Below are 21345 nucleotides of genomic sequence, written 5' to 3'. Positions count from 1 at the left end.
TAGGGTTGGGAAATCTTATGGCTCGGAAAAAGATCGGATTGCCTCCGCTGGACTGGTTGCGCGTGTTCGAGGCCGCCGGTCGGCTGGGCGGGTTCTCTGCCGCGGCCAAAGAGTTCGGGCTGACGCAAGCGGCGGTCAGTCAGCGGATCGCAAATCTGGAATCGTGGCTGGGCCGAACCCTGTTTGTGCGTGAGGCGCGCGGCGTGTCGCTGACCGTCGAAGGCGAAAGCTATTTGCCGCTGGTGCAGGACAGTTTGCAGGCGCTGGAGCGCAATACCGAGGATTTGTTCGGCAAAGCCCCGCGTGAGCTGCGCGTGGCGGGGCTGTCCTCCGGTATCCACGCGCTTGTGGTGCCGGCGATCCCCCGGTTTCAGCAGCTGCGCCCCAAGGTGCGGGTGATGACGGATTCCGTTGCGCGACGTTCATCGCTGGATGAAGAACGCACATGGCTGCAGATCCGTTACGGGCGCGGCGCGTGGCCGGGGCGTGAGGCGGAGCGGATCGCGCCCGAGGTTCTGGTGCCCATGGCCGCCCCCGGTGTCGACTGGGGTGCCCCCCTGATCGACCTGCGGGGGGAGCGGCCCGCCTGGCGCGACTGGGCGCGCAAGACCGGTCAGGACGATCTGCCGCCCTCGGTGATCAGCTTCGATTCGATGGAACACGCGCTGTCAGCGGCGCGGCAGGGGCTGGGGGTGGCGCTGGGGTCCGAACCTCTGGCGCAGGCCGATCTGCAGGCTGGGCGCTTGCGGCGTCTGGACCTGCCCGCGCTGAACACGAAAGACGGCTATTGGCTGACATGGCCCGAGGACCGGGCGAAATCCAAAAAACAACGCGCGCTGATCGGTGATTTTCTGCAGGCGCTGCGGGGTTAAGTGATCAGAAGTCGATTGCGATGCCCTTCTTTTCCCAATCACCATAGCGGGCGGGGTCGGGGCCGTCGCGGCCACCCAGTTCCCTGGGTTGTTCTTTCGCCTCGGCTGCGGCCTTGCGGCGACGGTCCTCAGCCTCGGCCAATGCGCGTTGGGCGGCGGGCGGCAGGTCTTTGCGGTCGTCGCTCATGAGATCGGGTTCCTTTCCGTGCTAGGGCTTGATATACGCCCCCGTCCGCGTTTGGCAATGCGGGCGAGGGTCACATCAAAGGCGGTTCCATGTCCGACAACGCAACGGCAGCGCGGCGCAGCGCGATCTATCTGCTGGATCAGATATTGGGCGAAGGGCGTCTGTTGTCCGAATGTCTGGCCGCTGGCGCATTGGACCGGCTGGACCGCGAAGACCGCGCCCGCGCACAGCGCCTGACGCTGGAAACCCTGCGCGGGTTGGAACGCGCCGACCGTCTGCTGGACAACCATTTGAACCGGACCCCTGCGTTGACCGTACATAACGCCCTGCGTCTTGGCGCGGTGGAACTGTGCCAGGGCGAGGCCGCGCATGGGGTAGTCAATTCCATGGTCGAGATCGTCGGCCGGTCGCGCAAACATGGCCGCCTCAAGGGTCTGGTGAATGCGGTGCTGCGCAAGGTGGCCGCTGAAGGGCCCGAGGCATGGCCCAAGATGCGCGTCCCTCGGCTGCCCGAATGGCTGCGCGACCCGCTGACCATGGCTTGGGGTGCGGATGCGATCACGGGTATTGAACAAGCCCATTTCGCAGGCGCGCCGCTGGATATTACCGTCAAACCCGGCGCCGATGGTCCCGGTGAGGCGCTGCCCACTGGCTCGCGCCGGGTACAGGATGGGGGGCAGGTCTCGACCTTGCCGGGGTTCGACAATGGCGATTGGTGGGTACAGGATGCTGCCGCAGCTATCCCCGTTCAGGTGCTTGCACCGAAGGCCGGAGAGAACATACTGGACCTCTGCGCGGCCCCTGGTGGGAAAACCATGCAGATTGCCGCGGCCGGAGCGAACGTGACAGCGCTTGATGTGTCGGATTCTCGGTTAGAACGTGTGCGCGAGAATCTCCAACGAACGGGGCTGAAAGCCAAGGTCATCGCGGGTGACGCGCTAGAGCATCAGGGCCAATACGACGCGATCCTGCTGGACGCGCCCTGTTCGGCAACCGGTACCATCCGTCGGCACCCGGACCTGCCCTTTGCCAAGGATGGCTCGGAATTTGGCGGGTTGATCGAATTGCAGGCACAGATGCTGGCCCATGCGTGGGGCCTGCTTAAACCCGGCGGGCGGCTGGTTTACTGTACCTGTTCCCTGCTGCCAGACGAGGGTGAGGTTCAGATCGAAGAAGCGTTGGGTCTTTTCCCGGACATGAAGGTCGACCGCGAGGCGCTGGAGATTGCTGGCATTGACAAGGATTGGATCACCGAAGAAGGCGGCCTGCGCCTTCGGCCTGACTATTGGGCGGATCGGGGTGGTATGGATGGTTTCTATATCGCGTGCCTGAACAAATCTTCCTGATGCGACGCTTTTCGATGACATGACGCGCGACGCGGTTTATCGTTGCGCTTAGGCGCCAGCAGAGCGCACAGGGCAGAGTAGCGGGCGGCATGTCAAACAAGGATACCATGGCAAACCGGTGGACGCGGTTTCAAAACCGCCTCTACGCGCGGCTCAGTCAGCGGCGCAAACCCGTCAGTGGTTTTGTGGGCGAGCCCGAACCCCGGACGATTGGCGCGTTTGCCCGGGGTCGACAGCTGGTCGCCGGAAACCTTCTGTTTGCAGGTTTTCTGGTCGAGGCGCAGGATACCGAGCTATGGGATGTCACCGCCCCAAGTACCGGTTTCGACAATGAACGGCACGGGTTTGCATGGCTCGATGATCTGGCGGCCGTTGGCGACATGCGCGCGCGAGAGAGGGCGCAGCGCTGGGTCTGGGGTTGGATTGCGGCGCATGGGCGCGGTCACGGTCCCGGCTGGGCGCCTGATCTGACCGGGCGTCGTGTGATGCGCTGGGTCAACCACTCTGCCTTTCTGTTACGTGGTACGGATGAAAAGCAGCGCCAGCAGTTTTTTCGAGCTTTGTCGCAGCAGACTTGGTTTCTGTCCAAGCGCTGGAAAGCCGCCACGCCGGGATTGCCGCGGTTCGAAGCTTTGGCGGGTTTGGTTCAGGCCGGTCTGGCGCTGGAGGGTCTTGAACATATGGCAGACCCGGCCCTGCGCGCTTTGGCGCGGGAATGTGACAGTCAGATTGATCCCAAGGGTGGTTTACTGACCCGCAATCCAGAAGAATTGCTTGAGGTTTTCACGTTGCTGGCCTGGACATCCGCAGCACTCAGCGAGCTGGGCAGGGGGACGCCCGGCGCACAGGCGGGTGCGATCAAGCGGATGGCCCCCACACTGCGCTGCCTGCGGCACTCGGACGGGGGGCTGGCGCGGTTTCACGGGGGCGGGCGCGGGCTGGAAGGGCGTCTGGATCAGGCGCTGGCGCAAAGTGGCGTGCGGCCACATCACGCCACTGGCCTGTCGATGGGCTACGCGCGTCTTTATGCAGCGCGAACCAGTGTAATCGTGGATGCCAGCGCACCGCCCAAGGGTCCAGCGTCGTATAACGCGCATGCCTCAACTTTGGCTTTCGAACTGACCTCGGGCCGACGCCCCCTGATCGTGAATTGCGGATCAGGGGAAACCTTTGGTGCGGAATGGCGTCGGGCAGGACGGGCAACCCCGTCGCATTCAACCCTTTGTTTGGATGGTTTCTCTAGCGCTCGTCTGACCGACCCTGACCACCGAGGAGCCGAAGCCCTGGTCGATGCGCCAACTGATGTTCCGAACGAATTCGAAGAATCCTTTGAAGGTGCGAAGTTCATGGCCGGGCATGATGGCTATTCGAAAGTGTTCGGCCTGACCCACGCCCGTACGTTCGAACTGCGCTTTGACGGGCGCGAACTGGTTTGCGAGGATATTCTGCTGACGTCGGATGACCGGGCAAAACGGCAATTCGACAAAGCGATGAACGCCTCGAGCCTGCAGGGCATCGGATTCGATATCAGATTCCATCTGCATCCTGACGTTGATGCGGCGCTGGATTTGGGCGGCGCGGCGGTGTCGATGGCGCTCAAAAGCGGTGAGATCTGGGTGTTTCGCCATGACGGGGTGGCAAAACTGACCGTCGAACCAAGCGTTTATCTTGAAAAAGGGCGTCTAAAGCCGCGCGCGACAAAACAGATCGTTCTATCTGGCCGCGCAATGGAGTATGCGACGCGCATTCGGTGGACGTTGAGCAAGGCACAGGATACAGCCTATGCCGTGCGCGATGTGCACCGGGACGAGCCCGATTTCGACTGACGCCAAAAGGACCTTTGGACCCATGACCGACCTTCACCCCGTGCGCCGCGCGCTGCTTTCCGTATCCGATAAGACCGGATTGATCGATCTGGGCAAGGCGCTGGCCGAGCGCGGGGTCGAGTTGTTGTCAACCGGCGGCACCGCCAAGGCGCTACGCGAGGCGGGGCTGGACGTGAAAGACGTCAGCGAGATCACAGGTTTTCCCGAAATGATGGACGGCCGCGTCAAGACCCTGCACCCGATGGTGCATGGCGGGCTGCTGGCGCTGCGTGACAACGACACCCATGTGGCCGCGATGACCGAGCACGGGATTGGCGCGATCGACCTGCTGGTGGTGAACCTCTACCCGTTCGAGGCGACCGTGGCGAAGGGGGCTGGATATGACGAATGTGTCGAGAACATCGACATTGGCGGCCCTGCGATGATCCGAGCGGCAGCAAAGAACCATGCCTTTGTGAATGTGGTCGTGGATGTCGAGGATTACACCAAACTGCTGGGCGACATGGATCAGCACAATGGGTCGACCTGTCCGAAATTCCGCCGCAAACTGGCGCAAAAAGCCTATGCCCGCACCGCCGCTTATGACACGGCTGTGTCGAACTGGCTGGCCGACGCGCTGGAGCTTGAGGCCCCCAAACGCCGCGCCTTTGCGGGTGAGCTGAAACAGACCCTGCGCTATGGCGAGAACAGCCACCAAAAGGCGGCTTTCTACACCGACGGAACCAACCGGCCCGGCGTTGCCACGGCGGTGCAGCATCAGGGCAAGGAACTGAGCTACAACAACATCAACGACACCGACGCAGCCTTTGAACTGGTGGCTGAATTCGACCCGGCGCAAGGTGCCGCCTGTGCCATCATCAAACACGCTAACCCCTGCGGTGTGGCGACAGGTGCCACGCTGATCGACGCATATAAGGCGGCGTTCGACTGCGACCGCACCTCGGCTTTTGGTGGGATCGTGGCGCTGAACCAGCCGTTGGATGCGGAAACCGCGCAGGAGATCACCGGCATCTTCACCGAGGTCGTGATTGCTCCGGGTGCGTCGGATGAGGCCAAGGCGATTTTCGCCGCCAAGAAGAACCTGCGCCTGCTGACGACTGAAGAGCTGCCGGATGTGACGGCAGGCGGAAAGACTGTCCGTCAGGTGGCTGGTGGCCTGCTTGTGCAGGACAAGGACAATGGCTTTGTCGGTATGGATGACCTGAAAGTGGTCACCAAAAAAGCGCCAACTGATGAACAAATGCGCGATCTTCTGTTTGCGTGGAAAGTGGCGAAACACGTCAAGTCCAACGCCATCGTCTACGTCAAGGACGGCGCGACAGTGGGTGTGGGTGCTGGCCAGATGAGCCGGGTGGACTCGGCGCTGATTGCCGCCAAGAAAGCCGAGCGTATGGCCGATGTGTTGGGTCTGCCGCAGCCGTTGACCATCGGCTCGGCCGTAGCATCGGATGCGTTCTTCCCCTTCCCCGACGGTTTGATGGAGGCCGCCGAGGCCGGCGCGACCTGCGTGATCCAGCCCGGCGGCTCGATGCGCGATGACGAAGTGATCGCGGCGGCGGATGAGGCGGGCCTTGCTATGGTCTTCACCGGCATGCGTCACTTCCGCCACTGATGCGCTATCGCTTGCTCCTTTTGGCTGCGCTTTCGGCGTTCGCGATCGACCAGATCAGCAAATATCTGGTCGTCCACGTCATGCGCGTGGCCGAGGGCGATATCGACGTTCTGCCGCCCTTGCTTGTGTTCAAATACGGCGAGAATCGGGGCATCAATTTCGGCCTGTTTCAGGGCAACAGCGACGCGGCGCGCTGGGTGCTGATCGGCGTGTCCGTTGCGATCTCCGTTGCTGTGTTGATCTGGCTGATGCGCTCTGCGCCATCAAAGCTGATGCTGTTCTGCGGCGGTTTGCTGATCGGCGGAGCATTGGGGAATGTTGTTGACCGTGTGCTTTATGGCTTTGTTCTCGATTTTCTGAACATGTCATGTTGCGGCATCAACAACCCATATGTTTTCAACCTTGCCGACGTGTTCATTTTTGCGGGGGCCATAGGGCTGGTGCTCTTTGACAGCAAAAAGCCCTCGTGACGCGCTCGTCGATATGCGTTAAAACGCCCGAAACAGGCTGGAGACTCTGATGCGGTTGCCGCGTTCCATATTTGCTGTGACATTGGCTTTTGCGATTGCGGGATGTTCCGATATCGGCCTGCGCCACCTTGAAGCGCCGGGGCCGGGGCCGGACGAGTTTTCCGTGCTGCCGGTGAAACCTCTGACGCAGCCCGAGGATTATCAGTTCCTGCCCGCTCCAACTCCGGGTGGTGGCAACCTGACCGACCCAACGCCAACAGCCGATGCGGTTGCGGCGCTTGGTGGCAATCCGGCAGCTCTGAATCCGAATACGGCGATTCCATCCACGGATGCCGCGTTGGTGACAGCCTCAAGCCGCTACGGCGTCCCGTCCAATACCCGTCAGGTGGTTGATACCGAGGATGCCGAGTTCCGCAGAAAGCAAGGCCGACTGACCCGTTTGCGTTTGTTCAAGATCGACCGCTATGAGCAGGTTTACCGGAAAGAGGCGCTGAACGCGGATCAACAGAACCAGGCGGCCCGTCGTGCAGGTATCGAAACGCCTTCGGCCCCTCCTTTGGATGAATAATCCTTAACTTTTCGTCATCGGCCTTGAACCTGCGCCGCGCCACCGTAGTTTCAACCACAGCAAACTATACGGAGGATGCCCCATGGTTCGGGCCTTGGCATTGTCGGCCGCCCTGATCGCCGCCACCCCGGTCTTCGCCGAGGATGGGCAGGAGGCGGTCACTACCTTCACGCTTGATAACGGCATGGATGTCGTGGTGGTTGAAGATCACCGCGCCCCTGTGGTGCAGCATATGGTCTGGTATCGAGCAGGGTCTGCGGATGAGCCGATCGGGTCGTCCGGGGTGGCGCATTTTCTGGAACATCTGCTGTTCAAAGGCACGGATACGCTTGCACCGGGTGAGTTCTCGGCCACGGTCGCAGCCAATGGCGGCAATGACAACGCTTTCACCTCGTACGACTATACAGCGTATTTCCAACGCGTAGCCTCGGACCGGCTAGAGCTTATGATGCGGATGGAATCCGACAGGATGCGCAATATTCGCCTGAGTGAGGAAGATATCCTTACCGAACGCGACGTGATCCTTGAAGAGCGTAATCAGCGCACAGAAAACAACCCGCGCGCCCTGTTCGGCGAGCAGATGAGCGCGGCGCAATACCTCAACCATCGCTATGGTGTGCCGATCATCGGCTGGCGGCATGAGATGGAGACACTGGACATGCAGGATGCGCTGTCCTTCTACCAGACCCACTACGCCCCCAATAACGCCATTCTGGTTGTTACAGGCGACGTTGATCCCGATGACGTAAGAACCTTGGCCGAGAAATACTACGGCGTCATTCCGGCCAACCCGGATCTGCCCGAACGCATCAGGTCGCAAGAACCGCCTCAGACCGCAGCGCGGAGGCTGACCTATAAGGACCCGCGCGTCTCGCAACCCTATGTTCAGCGCAGTTATCTGGCGCAAGAGCGCGACGCGGGCGCGCAGGAAAAGGCTGCGGCGTTGTTCCTGCTGGCTGAGCTTTTGGGCGGGGGCAATACGTCATACCTGTCCGAAAAACTGCAGTTCGACCAGCAAAAGGCCGTCTTCAGCGGTGCGTTTTATCGCGGGATGTCGCTGGATAATACAACCTTTGATCTTCTGGTCGTCCCGGCGCAGGGCGTGTCTTTGCAAGAAGCCGAAGATGCGATGGATCGGGCTGTTGCGGATTTTATTGCCGAAGGTGTGAACGAGGAAGACCTGGATCGCATCAAGATGCAGTTGCGGGCATCGCAGACCTATGCGCGTGACAACGTGGACGGAATCGGCAACCGCTATGGCCGTGCTTTGACCACCGGTTTGACGGTCGAAGACGTGCAGGCCTGGCCCGATATTCTTCAGGCCGTTACCGGCGATGAGATCATCGCGGCTGCACGCGAAGTCTTTCAACTCGAAACATCTGTCACCGGGTGGCTGATGCGCGACGATGAGGTGACACAATGAAACGGATATTTGCCACTCTGATCGCTTTCATTACCGCTTTGCCCGCCTGGGCCGAGATCGAAATTCAGGAAGTCACGTCGCCCGGGGGTATTACCGCATGGTTGGTCGAGGATCATTCGATTCCCTTCACCGCGATCGAGTTGCGGTTCCGCGGCGGCACTTCACTGGATGATCCGGACAAACGCGGCGCAGTATACCTAATGGCGGGCCTGATCGAAGAAGGCGCGGGCGATATGGACTCGCGCACCTATGCCCGCGAGTTGGAGTCTCTGGCCGCCTCTTTCCGGTATAACGCAACTGACGATCAGGTATCGGTGTCGGCGCAGTTTCTGACCGAAAACCGCGACGAGGTGGTCGATCTGCTGCGCGTTACTTTGCATGAGCCGCGCTTTGATCAGGACGCTGTGGACCGCGTGCGGGCGCAGGTTCTGTCTGGGCTGCGCTCGGATCAAACCGATCCCAATGACATTGCCGGTCGCAACTTTGCCCGCATGGCCTATGGTGATCACCCCTATGGGTCCGAGGGCAAAGGGACCATCGACAGCGTCACCGCCCTGACGCGGGACGATATTGTATCGGCCTACGAAAACGTGTTCGCCAAGGACCGCATGTACGTTGGCGCCGTTGGCGACATCACGGCCGAGGAACTGGGCGTGCTGCTGGACAAGCTGCTGGCCGATCTGCCCGAAAGCGGCAAACCAATACCGGGCCGTGCTCAGGTGACTATTCCCGGTGGTGTAAGCGTGGTCGAATTCGACACTCCGCAATCGGTGGCATTGTTTGGCCACGAGGGGATCGACCGTGATGATCCCGACTTCTTTGCGGCCTTTGTACTGAACCACATCCTGGGCGGGGGTGGTTTCGAAAGCCGCCTGATGCATGAGGTGCGTGAAAAACGGGGCCTGACCTATGGTGTCAGCACCTATCTGGTGCCCAAGGATCTGGCCTCGGTTTATCTGGGATCCGTGTCTTCGGCCAATGATCGTATTGCCGAGGCCGTCAAAGTCATTCGTGACGAATGGGCCCGGGCGGCAGACGAAGGCGTGACGCAGACGGAATTGGATGATGCAAAGACCTATCTGACCGGTGCCTACCCGTTGCGCTTTGATGGAAACAGCCAGATCGCGTCGATCATGGTTGGGATGCAGATGGAAGACCTGCCGATCGACTATATCGCGACACGCAACGATCAGGTGAACGCCGTTACGCTGGAGGATGTGAACCGCGTTGCATCCGAGCTGTTGGATCCCGAAGGGTTGCATTTCACCATTGTCGGCAAACCCGAAGATCTGGACGGTTGATCCGTTTAGGCAGCGGCGGGTCTTTTCTGGGCCTGTAACGTATGCTTGTTGCTGCTTAGCAGCTTTTGCCGCGCATGTCTGAAATGCGCGGCCTTTAGCGCATCATCAATATGTCTGTTTCGTTTGAGCAAGCGTGTCAGCTTGATGTTGTCGAAGACCAGGCATCTGGTCGGTTCGGTTGCGATGACTGTGGCAGTTGCGGGAAGGCCAAGGCCGAAGGTCAGCTCTCCGAGTATTTCATCCGATCCGCAGCAGTTGATCACCTGACCGTCTTTCAGGATCGTGGTTCGACCGGTCAATACAAATCCCAGAAAATCGGTGGTCTTGCCTTCTTCGATCAGGATATCCCCGGTTGGGAACTCTTTCACGGTGGCCGTATTCAGCAATCTGCGGGCCTGATGGGGTTTTAACGATTCCAGATGTAATGCGATGAATTGGCGCTCGTCCTCCGAGAACCGCACCAAGTGCCGGGACAGGTAGCCTCGCAATAGACCAAGGACCGAGATCAGAATATATGCCATCTGAATGATCGAACCCGCCAGATTGAATTCTTCAGCCATACTGATCAGGACGCAACTGGCGGCGATAATGGTCAGGACGGGGTAAAGGATACCTGTTCCCCTGATGACACCCATCTGCAGCATGAAGTAGTTCAGAATGTACAGTCCGGCGCCGCAGACGCCAACCAACGTGACAAGCTGTAAAGAGGTTGAGAAATCAATCGGTAAACTCAGCATGAAAAAAGGCCCATTCTGGATCAGAATGGACCTTACGTTGGGTCAGGCAAGCGGCTTTGTCTGTGACCCCATTCACAAAATGTCTGCACATGAGCGGGCTTTCGCCTGCGTCCTATGTTGCCCTACTCGCCGTAGGGCACCCAGATGTTCTTGACCTCGGTCGCGGCCTGCAAAAAGCGGCGAGTGTGGTCGGTGCTCCAGTCGGTTGCCGCGCCGTTATTGACCCATGTACGTTTCAGGTTCCCGGCAGAGACAACCTCGATCTCTTTGGACAGGTCAGTGGATGAGAACGACCAGACCGCATCCACGTTCATGTGGGAGGCCAGCGGCTTCGCCAGTTCCGCGTGACTGCCGGTCAGAATGTTGACAACCCCTGCGGGCACGTCCGAGGTCTCAAGGATTTGATAGAAATCCGTCGCCGCCAGCGGATAGGGCTCGGAGGCCGCCAGCACGACCCGGTTGCCCATCGCAATCGCGGGGGCCAAGGCCGAGATCAGGCCCAGCAGAGGCGCCTCATCCGCGCAGAGCGCGCCGATCACGCCGACGGGTTCCTTCATCGCAAGGGCCACACCCCGGATCGGGACGCCATGGACCTGACCGTCATATTTATCGGCCCATGCGGCGGCGGTGAACAGGCGCTGGATCGAGGTTTCAACCTCGGCCGCGCCGGTTTTGCCGCCGGTCATGGCGTCGATCCGGGTGGCGAACTCATCCGCGCGGGCCGAGAGGTTTTCGCCGATGTAATAGAGGATCTGTGCCCGCAGATGGCCGGTGGCCTTGGACCAGCCTTTTGCGCCAGCCGCGGCTTCTACCGCGTTGCGCACGTCTTTGCGGTTGGCCAGCCCCACATGGCCCAGCAGGCCGGATTTGCCCCAGACGGGTTTCGAATAGCCGCCGTCGGGCCGCGCCTGCTTGCCGCCCACATACATTTTGGCGGTGCGGTCGATGGGATCGACCGGCGCGCCTTGGCCCGTTGCAGCCTCGACCTTTGCCAGCGGCTTGGTCTTGCCTTTGGGCTTGGTATAGGCGGCCAGCCCTTCCCAACCGCCCTCGCGGCCAAACCCGCTTTCGCGTACACCGCCGAACCCGGCGGCGGCGTCGAACAGGTTGGTGGCGTTCACCCAGACCACGCCCGCAACCAGCTTGGGTGCGATATCCAGCGCGAGGTTCACATTCTCGGTCCACACGGTTGCGGCCAGCCCATATCGGGTGTTGTTGGCCAGCTCGACCGCCTCAGCCGGGGTACGGAAGGTCGAGGAGACCAGAACCGGGCCAAAAATCTCCTCTTGCATCAGCGGATCGGAGGTTTCGAGCCCCGAGATCAGCGTGGGCGGGTAATAGCAGCCGTTTTCGGGCAACTCGCAGGTCGCCTGATAGACGTCACCCGCGGTGTTGCTGTCGACCATGCCTTTGATCGTCTGCAACTGGATCGGGTCCACAACCGCGCCCACGTCGATGCATTTGTCCAGCGGATCGCCGATGCGCAGGCCATCCATCCGCGCGCGCAGCTTGGCGTGGAAACGATCGGCGATGCCTTCTTGCACCAACAGGCGCGAGCCCGCGCAGCAGACCTGACCCTGATTGAACCAGATCGCATCGACCAGCCCTTCGATGGCGCTGTCGATATCGGCGTCATCGAACACGATATAAGCGGATTTACCGCCCAGCTCCAACGTCAGTTCCTTGCCGGATCCAGCGGTTGCCTCGCGGATGCGTCGCCCAACGGTGGTTGAGCCGGTGAAGGCGATCTTGTCCACGTCGGCGTTCACGATCATCTCACCCACCGCGCCGTCGCCGGTGACGATATTGACCACGCCCTTTGGCAGCCCGGCTTGCGTACAGATGTCGGCAAACAGCAAAGCGGTCAGCGAGGTATACTCGGCCGGTTTCAGAACCACCGTGTTCCCCATCGCTAGCGCGGGCGCGATTTTCCACGCTAGCATCAGCAGCGGGAAGTTCCACGGGATGATCTGGCCGCAAACGCCCAAGGCCTCAGCATCCGGTAACTCGCTCTCCATCAGCTGCGCCATACCCGCGTGATAGTAGAAGTGCCGCTGGGCCAGAGGGATGTCGATGTCGCGCGATTCCCGGATCGGCTTGCCGTTGTCGAGGCTTTCCAGCACCGCAAACAGCCGCGCGTGTTTCTGCAGCAGGCGCGCGATGGCATAGAGATACCGCGCACGACCTGCGCCGCCCAGTTTCTGCCACTTGGGTTGTGCTTTGCGGGCGGCGGCCACGGCGTTATCCACGTCGCCTTGTTTAGCTTGGGTCAGCTTGGCCAAAACCTCTCCGGTCGCCGGGTTGCGGCTGTCAAACCCTTTGCCGGGCTTGGTGAAGGCCCCGTCGATATAGTGGCCGAACTTGTCGCCCTGATCGACCAGCCAGGCCAGCGCCTCGGCTGCGCTTTCGGGGGCAGGGCCGTAGTCCATGGTGTCGAAAATCTCTTTGACTGTCATTGTTCTTTCCTTTTCCCGGGGCTTCGCCCGTTCGGCACTGAAATCGCTCTACCAGAGCGATTTCCGGGCGTGCCTCAACCCATAGAATGACGGTAGCCAGCCGAGTACGCCCCGGTGACATAATGTTCCAACTGCCGCTCAATATCGCCCAGCAGCGAGGACGCGCCAAAGCGGAACAGGTCCGGTTGCAGCCAGCGGTCGCCCAGCTCATCCTTTATCAGCGACAGATAGACCAGCGCGTCTTTGGCCTTGGATATTCCACCCGCAGGTTTGTAGCCGACGCGGTATCCTGTGCGGTCATAGTAATCGCGGATCGCTCGGATCATCACCAGCGACACGGGCAGGGTGGCGTTGACGCTTTCCTTGCCGGTTGAGGTCTTGATGAAATCCGCCCCCGCCATCATGCACACGACCGACGCACGCGCGACGTTGCGCAGGCTGCCCAGCTCTCCGGTCGCCAGAATGGCTTTGACATGGGCATCGCCACATGCGGCACGGAAGGCCTTCATCTCATCATACAAAGCCTGCCAGTCGCCCGACAGCACGTGACGGCGCGAGATCACGATGTCGATTTCCTCGGCTCCGGCCTTCACGCTTTCCTCGATCTCGGCCACGCGCAGATGGAAAGGCGACAAACCCGCCGGGAACCCGGTCGAGACAGCAGCCACCGGAATGCCCGTGCCTTTTAGCGCCGCGACGGCGGGTTCGATCATGTCGTGATAGACACAGACCGCACCGGTGGTAATCGGCGGCACGTCCATCGCCTGCAACAACGCGGGCGCAACAGGCTGGCGCGCCTTTGCGCACAAGCGGCGCACGCGGCCCACCGTGTCATCGCCCGACAAAGTGGTCAGGTCGATCATCGTGATCGCCTTCAGCAGCCATGCGGCCTGATAGTCTTTCTTTACCGAACGACGACCGGGCAGGGTGGCGGCACGGCGTTCAATGGCCGAGGTGTTGGCCTGAACGGCGCGCACCCAGTCCAAATCCAGATCCATGCCCGGATTGCGGGGTTCGGTCACTTGCGGCAGATGCGCGGTGCGCACGGGGCTCTGCGTTTCCATCATCGCGTCCTTTGGGAGATTTGCGCCAAAATCGCATGGGTTGCGTCTAAAGAAAAGGGCAAGCGGGTGCGTTCCAGCTATTTTTTTGACCAAATGGACAAATATGGTTGTCTTTCTTGCGAATAATTCGCAATAGCATTGACTAAGTTGCGAATGGTTCGCATATTAACGGTCATGGGGATATCAGATCGGGGTCTGACATGATTCGTCGTAACTTTCTTGCTGCGTTGGCTTTGGCTGTCGCTTTGCCAATTTCGGCCCATGCCGAAACGCCACTGAAAGTGGTGGCGACAACCGGTATGATTGCCGACGCCGTGCGCCAGGTTGGTGGCGATCAGGTCGAGGTCAAGGGGCTGATGGGCCCCGGCGTCGATCCGCACGCCTATCGCCAGACCCGCAGCGACATCGTCGCCATGACCCGCGCGGACCTGACCCTGTGGCACGGCCTGTATCTTGAGGCGCAGATGGAGGATTTCTTCCACGACCTGTCTCGCAAGCGCAACGTGATAGCCGTGGCCGAAGGGATCGACACGTCCAAGCTGCGCGCCCATGACGATTACGCCGACAAATTCGACCCGCATGTGTGGATGAGCCCGGCCCTGTGGCGCGACGTGGTGGTTCAGGTGCAAAATGCGCTGACCGACACCCGCCCCGAAGCGGCCGAGTTTTTCGCCGCCAATGCGCAGGCCCATCTGGCTGAGATTGCCCAGTTGGAAGCCTACGGGACACAGATGTTGGCCGCCGTTCCAAAGGACAACCGCATTCTGGTGACAGCCCACGACGCCTTTGGTTATTTCGGTGCGGAATACGGCTATGAGGTGCTGGGCATTCAGGGCATCTCGACCCAGTCCGAGGCCGGTCTGAACCGGATCGGCGAACTGGTCGATACGCTGGTTGATCAGCAATTGACGGCGGTGTTCGTGGAAAGCTCGGTCTCGGACCGGTCCATGCGCGCGTTGATCGAGGGTGCCGCGGCCAAGGGCCATCAAGTGGATGTGGGCGGTGAGCTCTATTCAGACGCCATGGGCGAACCCGGCACGTATGAGGGCACATATATCGGGATGCTGGATCACAATATTACCGTTATTGCCGGTGCGCTGGGGGCGGATGTGCCCGCGCGGGGTATGAACGGCAAATTGTCGGCGGGGTTTTGAGGAATGCTGGAGCTTGCAGCACATCAGGGCGTATCCGTTCAGGACAACGGGATTGAACGCAGTCCGCTGGCCATTCGCGGTCTGACTGTGTCCTATGGTCAGAAACCCGCTGTGTTCTCGGTGGATATGACGGTGCAGCCCGGTGCGATGACGGCCATTATCGGGCCAAACGGCGCGGGCAAGTCGACTTTGTTGAAGGCCGCGCTGGGGATCGTGTCGCCGCTGTCGGGTCAGGTAACGGTCAACGGTCAGCCGCTTGAATCTCAGCGTGCCCGCATCGCCTATGTCCCGCAGCGCGCCAGTGTGGATTGGGATTTCCCGACCCGCGTGATCGACGTCGTCCTGATGGGCCTGTCGCGTCAGTTGGGTCTGTTGGGTCGTGTTCGTGCCCGACACATGGCTTGTGCGATGGACTGCTTGAACCGTGTTGGTATGCGTGATTTCGCGGATCGTCAGATCGGCCAGCTTTCGGGAGGTCAGCAACAACGTGTCTTTCTTGCCCGCGCCTTGGCGCAGGGGGCTGATCTGTATCTGCTGGACGAACCCTTTGCCGGGGTCGATGCGGCCACCGAAAAAGCCATCATCGCGGTGCTGAAAGCGCTGAAAGAGGCCGGCAAGACCGTGGTTGTTGTGCATCACGATCTGGCCACCGTCACCGATTATTTTGATCATGTCTTCCTGATCAACACCAGCAAAGTAGCCGAGGGCCCGGTGGATCAGGCCTTCACCGCCGAGACCCTGCAAGCCGCCTATGGGGGCCGTCTGGCCACCGCTCAGATCGACCAGATTTCGCGCGCGCTGGGATAATCCATGCTTTGGGACGCTCTGACCCTTCAGCTGGGCTATAACGCCTCGCTGGTCGCCATCGGGGCTGCGCTGCTGGGCGTGTCGGCGGGGGTGACGGGCACGTTCCTGTTTCTGCGCAAACGCGCGCTGGTCAGCGACGCGATCAGCCATGCCACGCTGCCCGGTGTGTGTCTGGCCTTCATGGTGCTGGTCGCCTTTGGCGGAGACGGACGCAACCTGCTGGGCTTGCTGGCGGGGTCGGCCCTGTCGGCCTGGGTGGGCCTGCTGTGCATGAACTGGCTGACCCGCCACACGCGACTGGCCGAGGATGCCGCGATCGGTGCGGTTCTGTCGGTGTTCTTTGGCTTTGGCATCGTACTGCTGACCGTCATCCAGACCATGGGCGTGGGTCGACAGGCGGGGCTGGAAGGGTTCCTGCTGGGCTCGACCGCCGGGATGCTTTGGGCAGATGCGCTGATCATCGCGCTGGGCGGGGCGGCCACGCTGGTGCTGGTAATGATCCTGCGCCGGCCCATGACCATGGTGGCCTTTGACCCCGAATATGCCGCCGCCCGGGGGCTGCCGGTGCATCGCATCGACCTTGCGATGATGGGGCTGGTGATGGCCGTCACCGTGGTCGGCCTGAAAATCGTCGGTCTGATCCTGATCGTGGCATTGTTGATCATCCCTGCCGTCACGGCACGGTTCTGGACCGATCGGTCCGACCGCGTGGTCCTGCTGGCCGGGATTGTCGGAGGGGTCTCGGGCTATGTGGGCGCGGCGCTGTCGGCCTCGGCCCCGAACCTGCCGACAGGTCCGATCATCGTGCTGGTCAGCTTTGCGCTTTTTGCACTGTCGCTGTTGCTGGCCCCGGTGCGCGGCGTTCTGGCCGCCGTGCTGCGCCATCTGCGGTTCCAGCGCCGGGTGCATATCCGTCAGGGCCTGCTGGCGCTGGCGCAGGGGCAAAAGATCTATGAACCCCTGACCCTGCGCCTGTTGAAACGCGCCGGTCTGGCCCGCGCCGATGGCGTCGCGACCGAGGCCGGAAAGGCACGCGCCGCCAAGGCTCTGCGGGATGAGAAACGCTGGGAAATTGTCCGCGCCGATCAGGCGCACGAGGCAACAGCGGCGCTGTACGACGGGTTGCGTGATATCGAGACTGTCCTGACACGAGACCAGATCGCTGAGATTGACCGCCAGATTGGCGGCCCGCAGGGGGTGATGGCATGAGCGGTGAAGAGTTTGTCCCCCTGTCCCTGACACCCTTGCTGATCGGCACATTCGCGGCGATTGCCTGCGCGTTGCCGGGCAACTTTCTGGTGTTGCGCAAACAGGCGCTGATTGGCGATGCGATCAGCCATGTGGTGCTGCCGGGGATCGTCGTGGCCTTCATCCTGACCGGAGCAATATCCACATGGCCCATGATGCTGGGTGCGGCGGCAGCCGCAGTCGTCGCCGTTGTGATGATCGAAGCGATCCGGAGGCTGGGCCAGATCGAACCCGGTGCCGCGATGGGTGTGGTCTTTACCACCATGTTCGCCGCCGGGGTGTTGTTGCTGGAACAGACCGATACTTCGACCGTGCACTTGGACGTGGAACATGCCCTCTATGGCAATCTGGAAAGCTTGATCTGGCTGGATGCGGTAGGGTGGTCTTCATTGCTGGATCTGACCGCGCTGGCCGGGCTTCCACCCGAACTGCCGCGCATTGCCGCGACTTTGCTGGGTGTGACGCTGTTTATCTGGCTGTTCTGGCGACCATTGAAGATCTCCACCTTCGACGAAGGGTTCGCCCGCACCATCGGTATCCGCACCGGTCCGCTGGGCTTTGCGCTGGTGATTGTGGCCGCCATCGCGGCGGTGGCGGCGTTTGACGCGGTGGGGTCGATCATCGTGATTGCCATGTTCATCTGTCCCCCCGCCGCCGCACGGATGATGACCAACCGGTTAGAGAGTCAGATCGCTTGGTCCGTTGCCTTTGCAGTGGTTTCGGCCGTTGCGGGCTATGTTCTTGCAGGCTATGGGCCGCTTTGGCTGGGTATGGCCGATGCCGTCAGCGCGGCCGGTATGATTGCTGCAGTCGCTGGTTTGATCCTGGCCGCAGCTGCGATATGGGGGCCGTGCCGGACCCGCGCCGGAGCGCCGGGACAACAGCCCGGTATCGGCTGAACTCCGCCCAGATTTACGCCGTGGTCACAGTTAGCAAGCCTCAATGTGGGTTTCGTGTTACGAACTGTTCACATAAGGCGAACGACCACCACTCACTTTGGACCGTTCGGGCAATCGTTGCCTCTGTGTTGCCACGACGGCTGACACGACGATTGTCCGAACGCCCCTTCATTCCCTAAACAGTTTGGCGTAAATCGGTGGTAGAATCGCGCGCGCATGTGCTAGGTCTAGGGGTATGGCGCAGGCAAACCCCAATATCAGCGATACCCGTCCCGTAATACGGCAGTTGGACGATGCTGCGATCAACCGAATCGCAGCAGGCGAAGTGGTCGAACGTCCGGCCTCGGCGGTCAAGGAACTGGTGGAAAACGCCATCGATGCCGGGGCCAGCCGGATCGCCATCGACATTGCCGATGGGGGTAAGACGCTGATTCGCGTCACCGATGATGGTTGCGGGATCGCGGCCGATGATCTGCCACTGGCGCTGTCGCGCCATGCGACCTCCAAGATCGACGGGTCAGACCTGCTGAACATTCATACCTTCGGCTTCCGGGGCGAGGCGCTGCCCTCTCTGGGCGCGGTGGGTCGACTGACCATCACCAGTCGCGTGGCCGGGGGTGAGGCGGCGCAGATCAACGTCTCGGGCGGCAGGATGGGGGCGGTCAAACCCGCTGCTTTGCGTGTAGGCACGGTGGTCGAGCTGCGCGATCTGTTCTTTGCCACGCCCGCCCGGCTGAAGTTCATGCGCACCGACCGGGCCGAGGCGCAGGCGATCAACGACACGGTCAAACGTCTGGCCATGGCCGAACCGGCGATCACCTTTACCCTGCGCGATGTCTCGGGCGGCGGTGAGGGGCGCGTGACCTTCCGCGCCGACCGCGAGAACGGTGATCTGTTCGATGCGCTGCACGCCCGTCTGGCCCGCGTGATCGGGCGCGAGTTTGCCGAGAACGCCCTGCAGATCGACGCCACGCGTGAGGGGATCAGGCTGTACGGATATGCCGCCCTGCCGACCTATTCGCGGGGTGCGGCGGTGGCGCAGTACCTGTTTGTCAATGGCCGCCCGGTGCGGGACAAGATGCTGACCGGAGCGCTGCGGGCGGCGTATTTCGATTTCCTCAGCCGGGATCGTCACCCCGCGGCGGCACTGTTCATCGACTGTGATCCGACGCTGGTGGATGTGAACGTCCACCCCGCGAAATCCGAGGTCCGGTTCCGCGATCCCGGCGTGGCGCGGGGGCTGATCGTCTCCGCCCTGCGGCACGCGCTGGCCGAGGCGGGGCACCGGGCATCGTCAACCGTGGCCAATGCGACCTTGGGCGCGATGCGGCCTGAACCGGCACAGCCTGCGCCCGCGCGGGTCTATCAGATGGACCGGCCGTCGCTGGCGGCCCGGCAGGCATCCTATCAGGCGCAGGCTCCGGGCTTTGCGGAACTGTCGCAAGATTACAGCGGCAGCATCGTGGAGCCCGCACCCGTCGTAGCAGAAGAACCCCCCGCACAGGATCTGCCGCTGGGCACGGCGCGCGGGCAGGTGCATGAGAACTACATCATCGCCCAGACCGCCGACGGCATGGTGATCGTCGACCAGCACGCCGCGCATGAACGGCTGGTTTATGAGAAACTGAAGACGCAGATGGCGGAAAACGGCGTCGCCGCGCAGGCCCTGTTGATCCCCGAGATTGTGGAACTGTCCGAAGGCGATTGCGCCCGTCTGATGGCCGTCGCCGATGACCTCTCGCGCCTTGGCCTGACGCTGGAACCATTTGGCGGCGGTGCCGTCGCCGTGCGCGAAACCCCCGCCATTCTGGGTGAGGTCGATGCCCGCGCGATGATCCTGGATATCCTCGACGAACTGGCCGATCAGGGTGAAAGCCAGACGGTTCAGGCCCGGATCGAGGCGATCCTCAGCCGCGTGGCCTGTCATGGATCGGTCCGGTCGGGCCGCCGGATGCGGGCCGAGGAAATGAACGCCCTGCTGCGCGAGATGGAGGCGACGCCCCATTCCGGCCAATGCAACCACGGGCGGCCAACATATGTGGAACTGAAACTGTCCGATATCGAACGGCTGTTCGGGCGCAGTTGATTTGCTGGTGCGGGCGGATTAAGAAGATAGAAACAAAACAAGAACAAACTGAGTGATATGATTGAGATTGCAGGCACCCAATACGCGCTGAACGACCCCGCGATTCTGATCGGAGGCGGGGTGGTGGCGCTGATCCTGCTGCTGCTGTTTTTGTCGCTGCGCGCGTCGCAGCAGTCCGCCCGCATGGCTGAACCTCTGGCGCGGCAGATGGCGCATCTGGGCCAGCACGTGCAGGCTTTGGGGCAGGGGCAGGAGCAACTGCGCGGCGGTTTGCAGCATGTGTCAGATACGCAGGCCAATGCGCAGGTTCAGGTGATCCAGACGGTGGAATCGCGCCTGTCCTCGGTGCAGCAGCAGATGAACGACCGGCTGGCGGATAATGCGATGAAATCGGCGCGGGCTTTGGCCGAGATGCAGGAGCGGATGAAGGAATCGCTGCATGGCTCGTCGAAACAGACCGCGACCTCTCTGACTCAGTTGCAGGAACGGCTGGCCGCCATCGACAAGGCGCAGGACAATATCACCAAACTGTCGGGCGATGTGCTGTCGCTGCAGGATATCCTGTCCAACAAGCAGACGCGCGGCGCGTTTGGGGAAATTCAGCTGAATGATATCGTGTCCAAGGCGCTGCCCTCGGACAGTTTTCAGCTGCAGGCAACGCTGTCGAACGGACGGCGGGCGGATTGTTTGATCCACCTGCCGAACCCGCCGGGCCCCATCGTGATCGACAGTAAATTCCCGCTGGAGGCCTATGAGGCGCTGATCGGATCGACCAACGACGCCGAGCTGAAAGCGGCCGTGCAGATGTTCCGCAGCACGGTGCGCAAACATATCAACGACATTGCCGAAAAATACATTCTGGACGGTGAAACCGCCGATGGTGCGCTGATGTTCCTGCCGTCCGAAGCGGTCTATGCTGAGTTACACGCCAAGTTCCCCGAACTGGTGCAGGAGAGTTTCAGCAAGCGCGTCTGGATCGTCTCGCCCACCACCTGCATGGCGACGCTGAACACCATGCGGGCGATCCTTAAAGACGCGCGGATGCGGGAACAGGCGGGTGCCATTCGCAAGGAATTGGGGATGCTGCACAAGGATGTGGAACGTCTGGGCGACCGCGTGTCCAATCTGGATCGCCACTTTGGACAGGCGGCCAAGGACATCTCGGAAATCAAGATCAGCGCCGAAAAGGCGGGCCGCCGGGCGCAGCGGCTGGACAATTTCGATTTCGAGGAACTGGCCCCCGACGATCACACCAATGTGGTGCCGCTGGGCAAGACTGAAGGTTAACC

The 21345-nt window shown here is 61.4% G+C and carries 18 protein-coding genes; 14 read left to right on the top strand and 4 right to left on the bottom strand.

All coding sequences use genetic code 11. The features are described from left to right. Positions 1–17 precede the first annotated feature (17 nt). Positions 18–872 (top strand): LysR substrate-binding domain-containing protein, encoded by an 855-nt coding sequence (locus tag J7380_RS09375; protein ID WP_209195488.1) that lies wholly within the window; start codon positions 18–20, stop codon positions 870–872. Positions 873–876: 4 nt separating this feature from the next. On the opposite strand, the gene J7380_RS09370 is transcribed toward J7380_RS09375, so the two are convergent. After that, on the bottom strand, positions 877–1059 hold the full coding sequence (locus J7380_RS09370) for a DUF1674 domain-containing protein (RefSeq protein WP_209195487.1): 183 nt from the start codon (positions 1057–1059) through the stop codon (positions 877–879). 89 nt (positions 1060–1148) lie between these two features. On the opposite strand from J7380_RS09370, the gene J7380_RS09365 reads away from it, so the two are divergent. The 7 genes from J7380_RS09365 (at position 1149) to J7380_RS09335 (ending at position 9605) form a co-directional block, all read left to right on the top strand. After that, positions 1149–2405: a transcription antitermination factor NusB gene (locus J7380_RS09365; protein WP_209195486.1), complete on the top strand. Its 1257-nt coding sequence runs from the start codon at positions 1149–1151 to the stop codon at positions 2403–2405. An 89-nt stretch (positions 2406–2494) separates the two neighbouring features. Then, a complete protein-coding gene (locus J7380_RS09360; protein WP_209195485.1) occupies positions 2495–4231 on the top strand; it encodes a heparinase II/III family protein in 1737 nt (578 codons plus the stop codon). A 22-nt stretch (positions 4232–4253) separates the two neighbouring features. Next, on the top strand, positions 4254–5843 hold the full coding sequence (gene purH / locus J7380_RS09355) for a bifunctional phosphoribosylaminoimidazolecarboxamide formyltransferase/IMP cyclohydrolase (protein ID WP_209195484.1): 1590 nt from the start codon (positions 4254–4256) through the stop codon (positions 5841–5843). Then, the gene (gene lspA, locus J7380_RS09350) at positions 5843–6313 is read left to right on the top strand and encodes a signal peptidase II (RefSeq protein WP_209195483.1); all 471 of its coding nucleotides are present in this window, start codon (positions 5843–5845) and stop codon (positions 6311–6313) included. Before purH ends, lspA begins: the two co-directional genes overlap by 1 nt. Positions 6314–6362: 49 nt before the next feature. Further along, on the top strand, positions 6363–6881 hold the full coding sequence (locus tag J7380_RS09345; protein WP_209195482.1) for a DUF3035 domain-containing protein: 519 nt from the start codon (positions 6363–6365) through the stop codon (positions 6879–6881). Between the two features lie 82 nt (positions 6882–6963). After that, positions 6964–8304, top strand: a complete 1341-nt coding sequence (locus J7380_RS09340) for a pitrilysin family protein (protein ID WP_209195481.1) — start codon at positions 6964–6966, stop codon at positions 8302–8304. Beyond that, positions 8301–9605, top strand: a complete 1305-nt coding sequence (locus tag J7380_RS09335) for a pitrilysin family protein (RefSeq protein WP_209195480.1) — start codon at positions 8301–8303, stop codon at positions 9603–9605. Before J7380_RS09340 ends, J7380_RS09335 begins: the two co-directional genes overlap by 4 nt. A gap of 5 nt (positions 9606–9610) precedes the next feature. Here J7380_RS09335 and J7380_RS09330 read toward each other — a convergent pair whose 3' ends face one another. The 3 genes from J7380_RS09330 to deoC all read right to left on the bottom strand — a co-directional run bounded on the left by J7380_RS09330 (position 9611) and on the right by deoC (position 13862). Then, entirely contained in the window at positions 9611–10342 is a 732-nt protein-coding gene (locus tag J7380_RS09330; protein ID WP_209195479.1) for a cyclic nucleotide-binding domain-containing protein, read from the bottom strand. A 122-nt stretch (positions 10343–10464) separates the two neighbouring features. Next, positions 10465–12798, bottom strand: coding sequence for an aldehyde dehydrogenase family protein (locus J7380_RS09325; protein WP_209195478.1), 2334 nt, complete (start codon positions 12796–12798; stop codon positions 10465–10467). Between the two features lie 74 nt (positions 12799–12872). Further along, complete coding sequence (gene deoC, locus J7380_RS09320) at positions 12873–13862, bottom strand: deoxyribose-phosphate aldolase (RefSeq protein WP_209195477.1); 990 nt, start codon at positions 13860–13862, stop codon at positions 12873–12875. 200 nt (positions 13863–14062) lie between these two features. On the opposite strand from deoC, the gene J7380_RS09315 reads away from it, so the two are divergent. From J7380_RS09315 to rmuC, 6 genes are all read left to right on the top strand, one after another. Then, positions 14063–15016 carry a zinc ABC transporter substrate-binding protein gene (locus J7380_RS09315; RefSeq protein WP_209195476.1) on the top strand — a complete coding sequence of 318 codons (954 nt, stop codon included), beginning with the start codon at positions 14063–14065 and terminating at the stop codon, positions 15014–15016. Between the two features lie 3 nt (positions 15017–15019). Next, positions 15020–15823 carry a metal ABC transporter ATP-binding protein gene (locus tag J7380_RS09310; protein ID WP_209195475.1) on the top strand — a complete coding sequence of 268 codons (804 nt, stop codon included), beginning with the start codon at positions 15020–15022 and terminating at the stop codon, positions 15821–15823. A 3-nt stretch (positions 15824–15826) separates the two neighbouring features. Further along, positions 15827–17032 (top strand): metal ABC transporter permease, encoded by a 1206-nt coding sequence (locus J7380_RS09305; protein ID WP_209195474.1) that lies wholly within the window; start codon positions 15827–15829, stop codon positions 17030–17032. Next, positions 17029–17970, top strand: coding sequence for a metal ABC transporter permease (locus J7380_RS09300; RefSeq protein WP_209195473.1), 942 nt, complete (start codon positions 17029–17031; stop codon positions 17968–17970). Before J7380_RS09305 ends, J7380_RS09300 begins: the two co-directional genes overlap by 4 nt. Positions 17971–18205: 235 nt before the next feature. Then, on the top strand, positions 18206–20056 hold the full coding sequence (gene mutL, locus J7380_RS09295) for a DNA mismatch repair endonuclease MutL (protein ID WP_209195472.1): 1851 nt from the start codon (positions 18206–18208) through the stop codon (positions 20054–20056). Positions 20057–20113: 57 nt separating this feature from the next. Continuing rightward, positions 20114–21343, top strand: coding sequence for a DNA recombination protein RmuC (rmuC, locus tag J7380_RS09290; protein WP_209195471.1), 1230 nt, complete (start codon positions 20114–20116; stop codon positions 21341–21343). The last annotated feature ends 2 nt before the right edge of the window (positions 21344–21345 follow it).

Source organism: Ruegeria sp. R8_1 (assembly GCF_017743815.1).
GTDB lineage: Bacteria > Pseudomonadota > Alphaproteobacteria > Rhodobacterales > Rhodobacteraceae > Ruegeria > Ruegeria lacuscaerulensis_A.
This window is presented reverse-complemented; position numbering and strand designations above follow the sequence as displayed.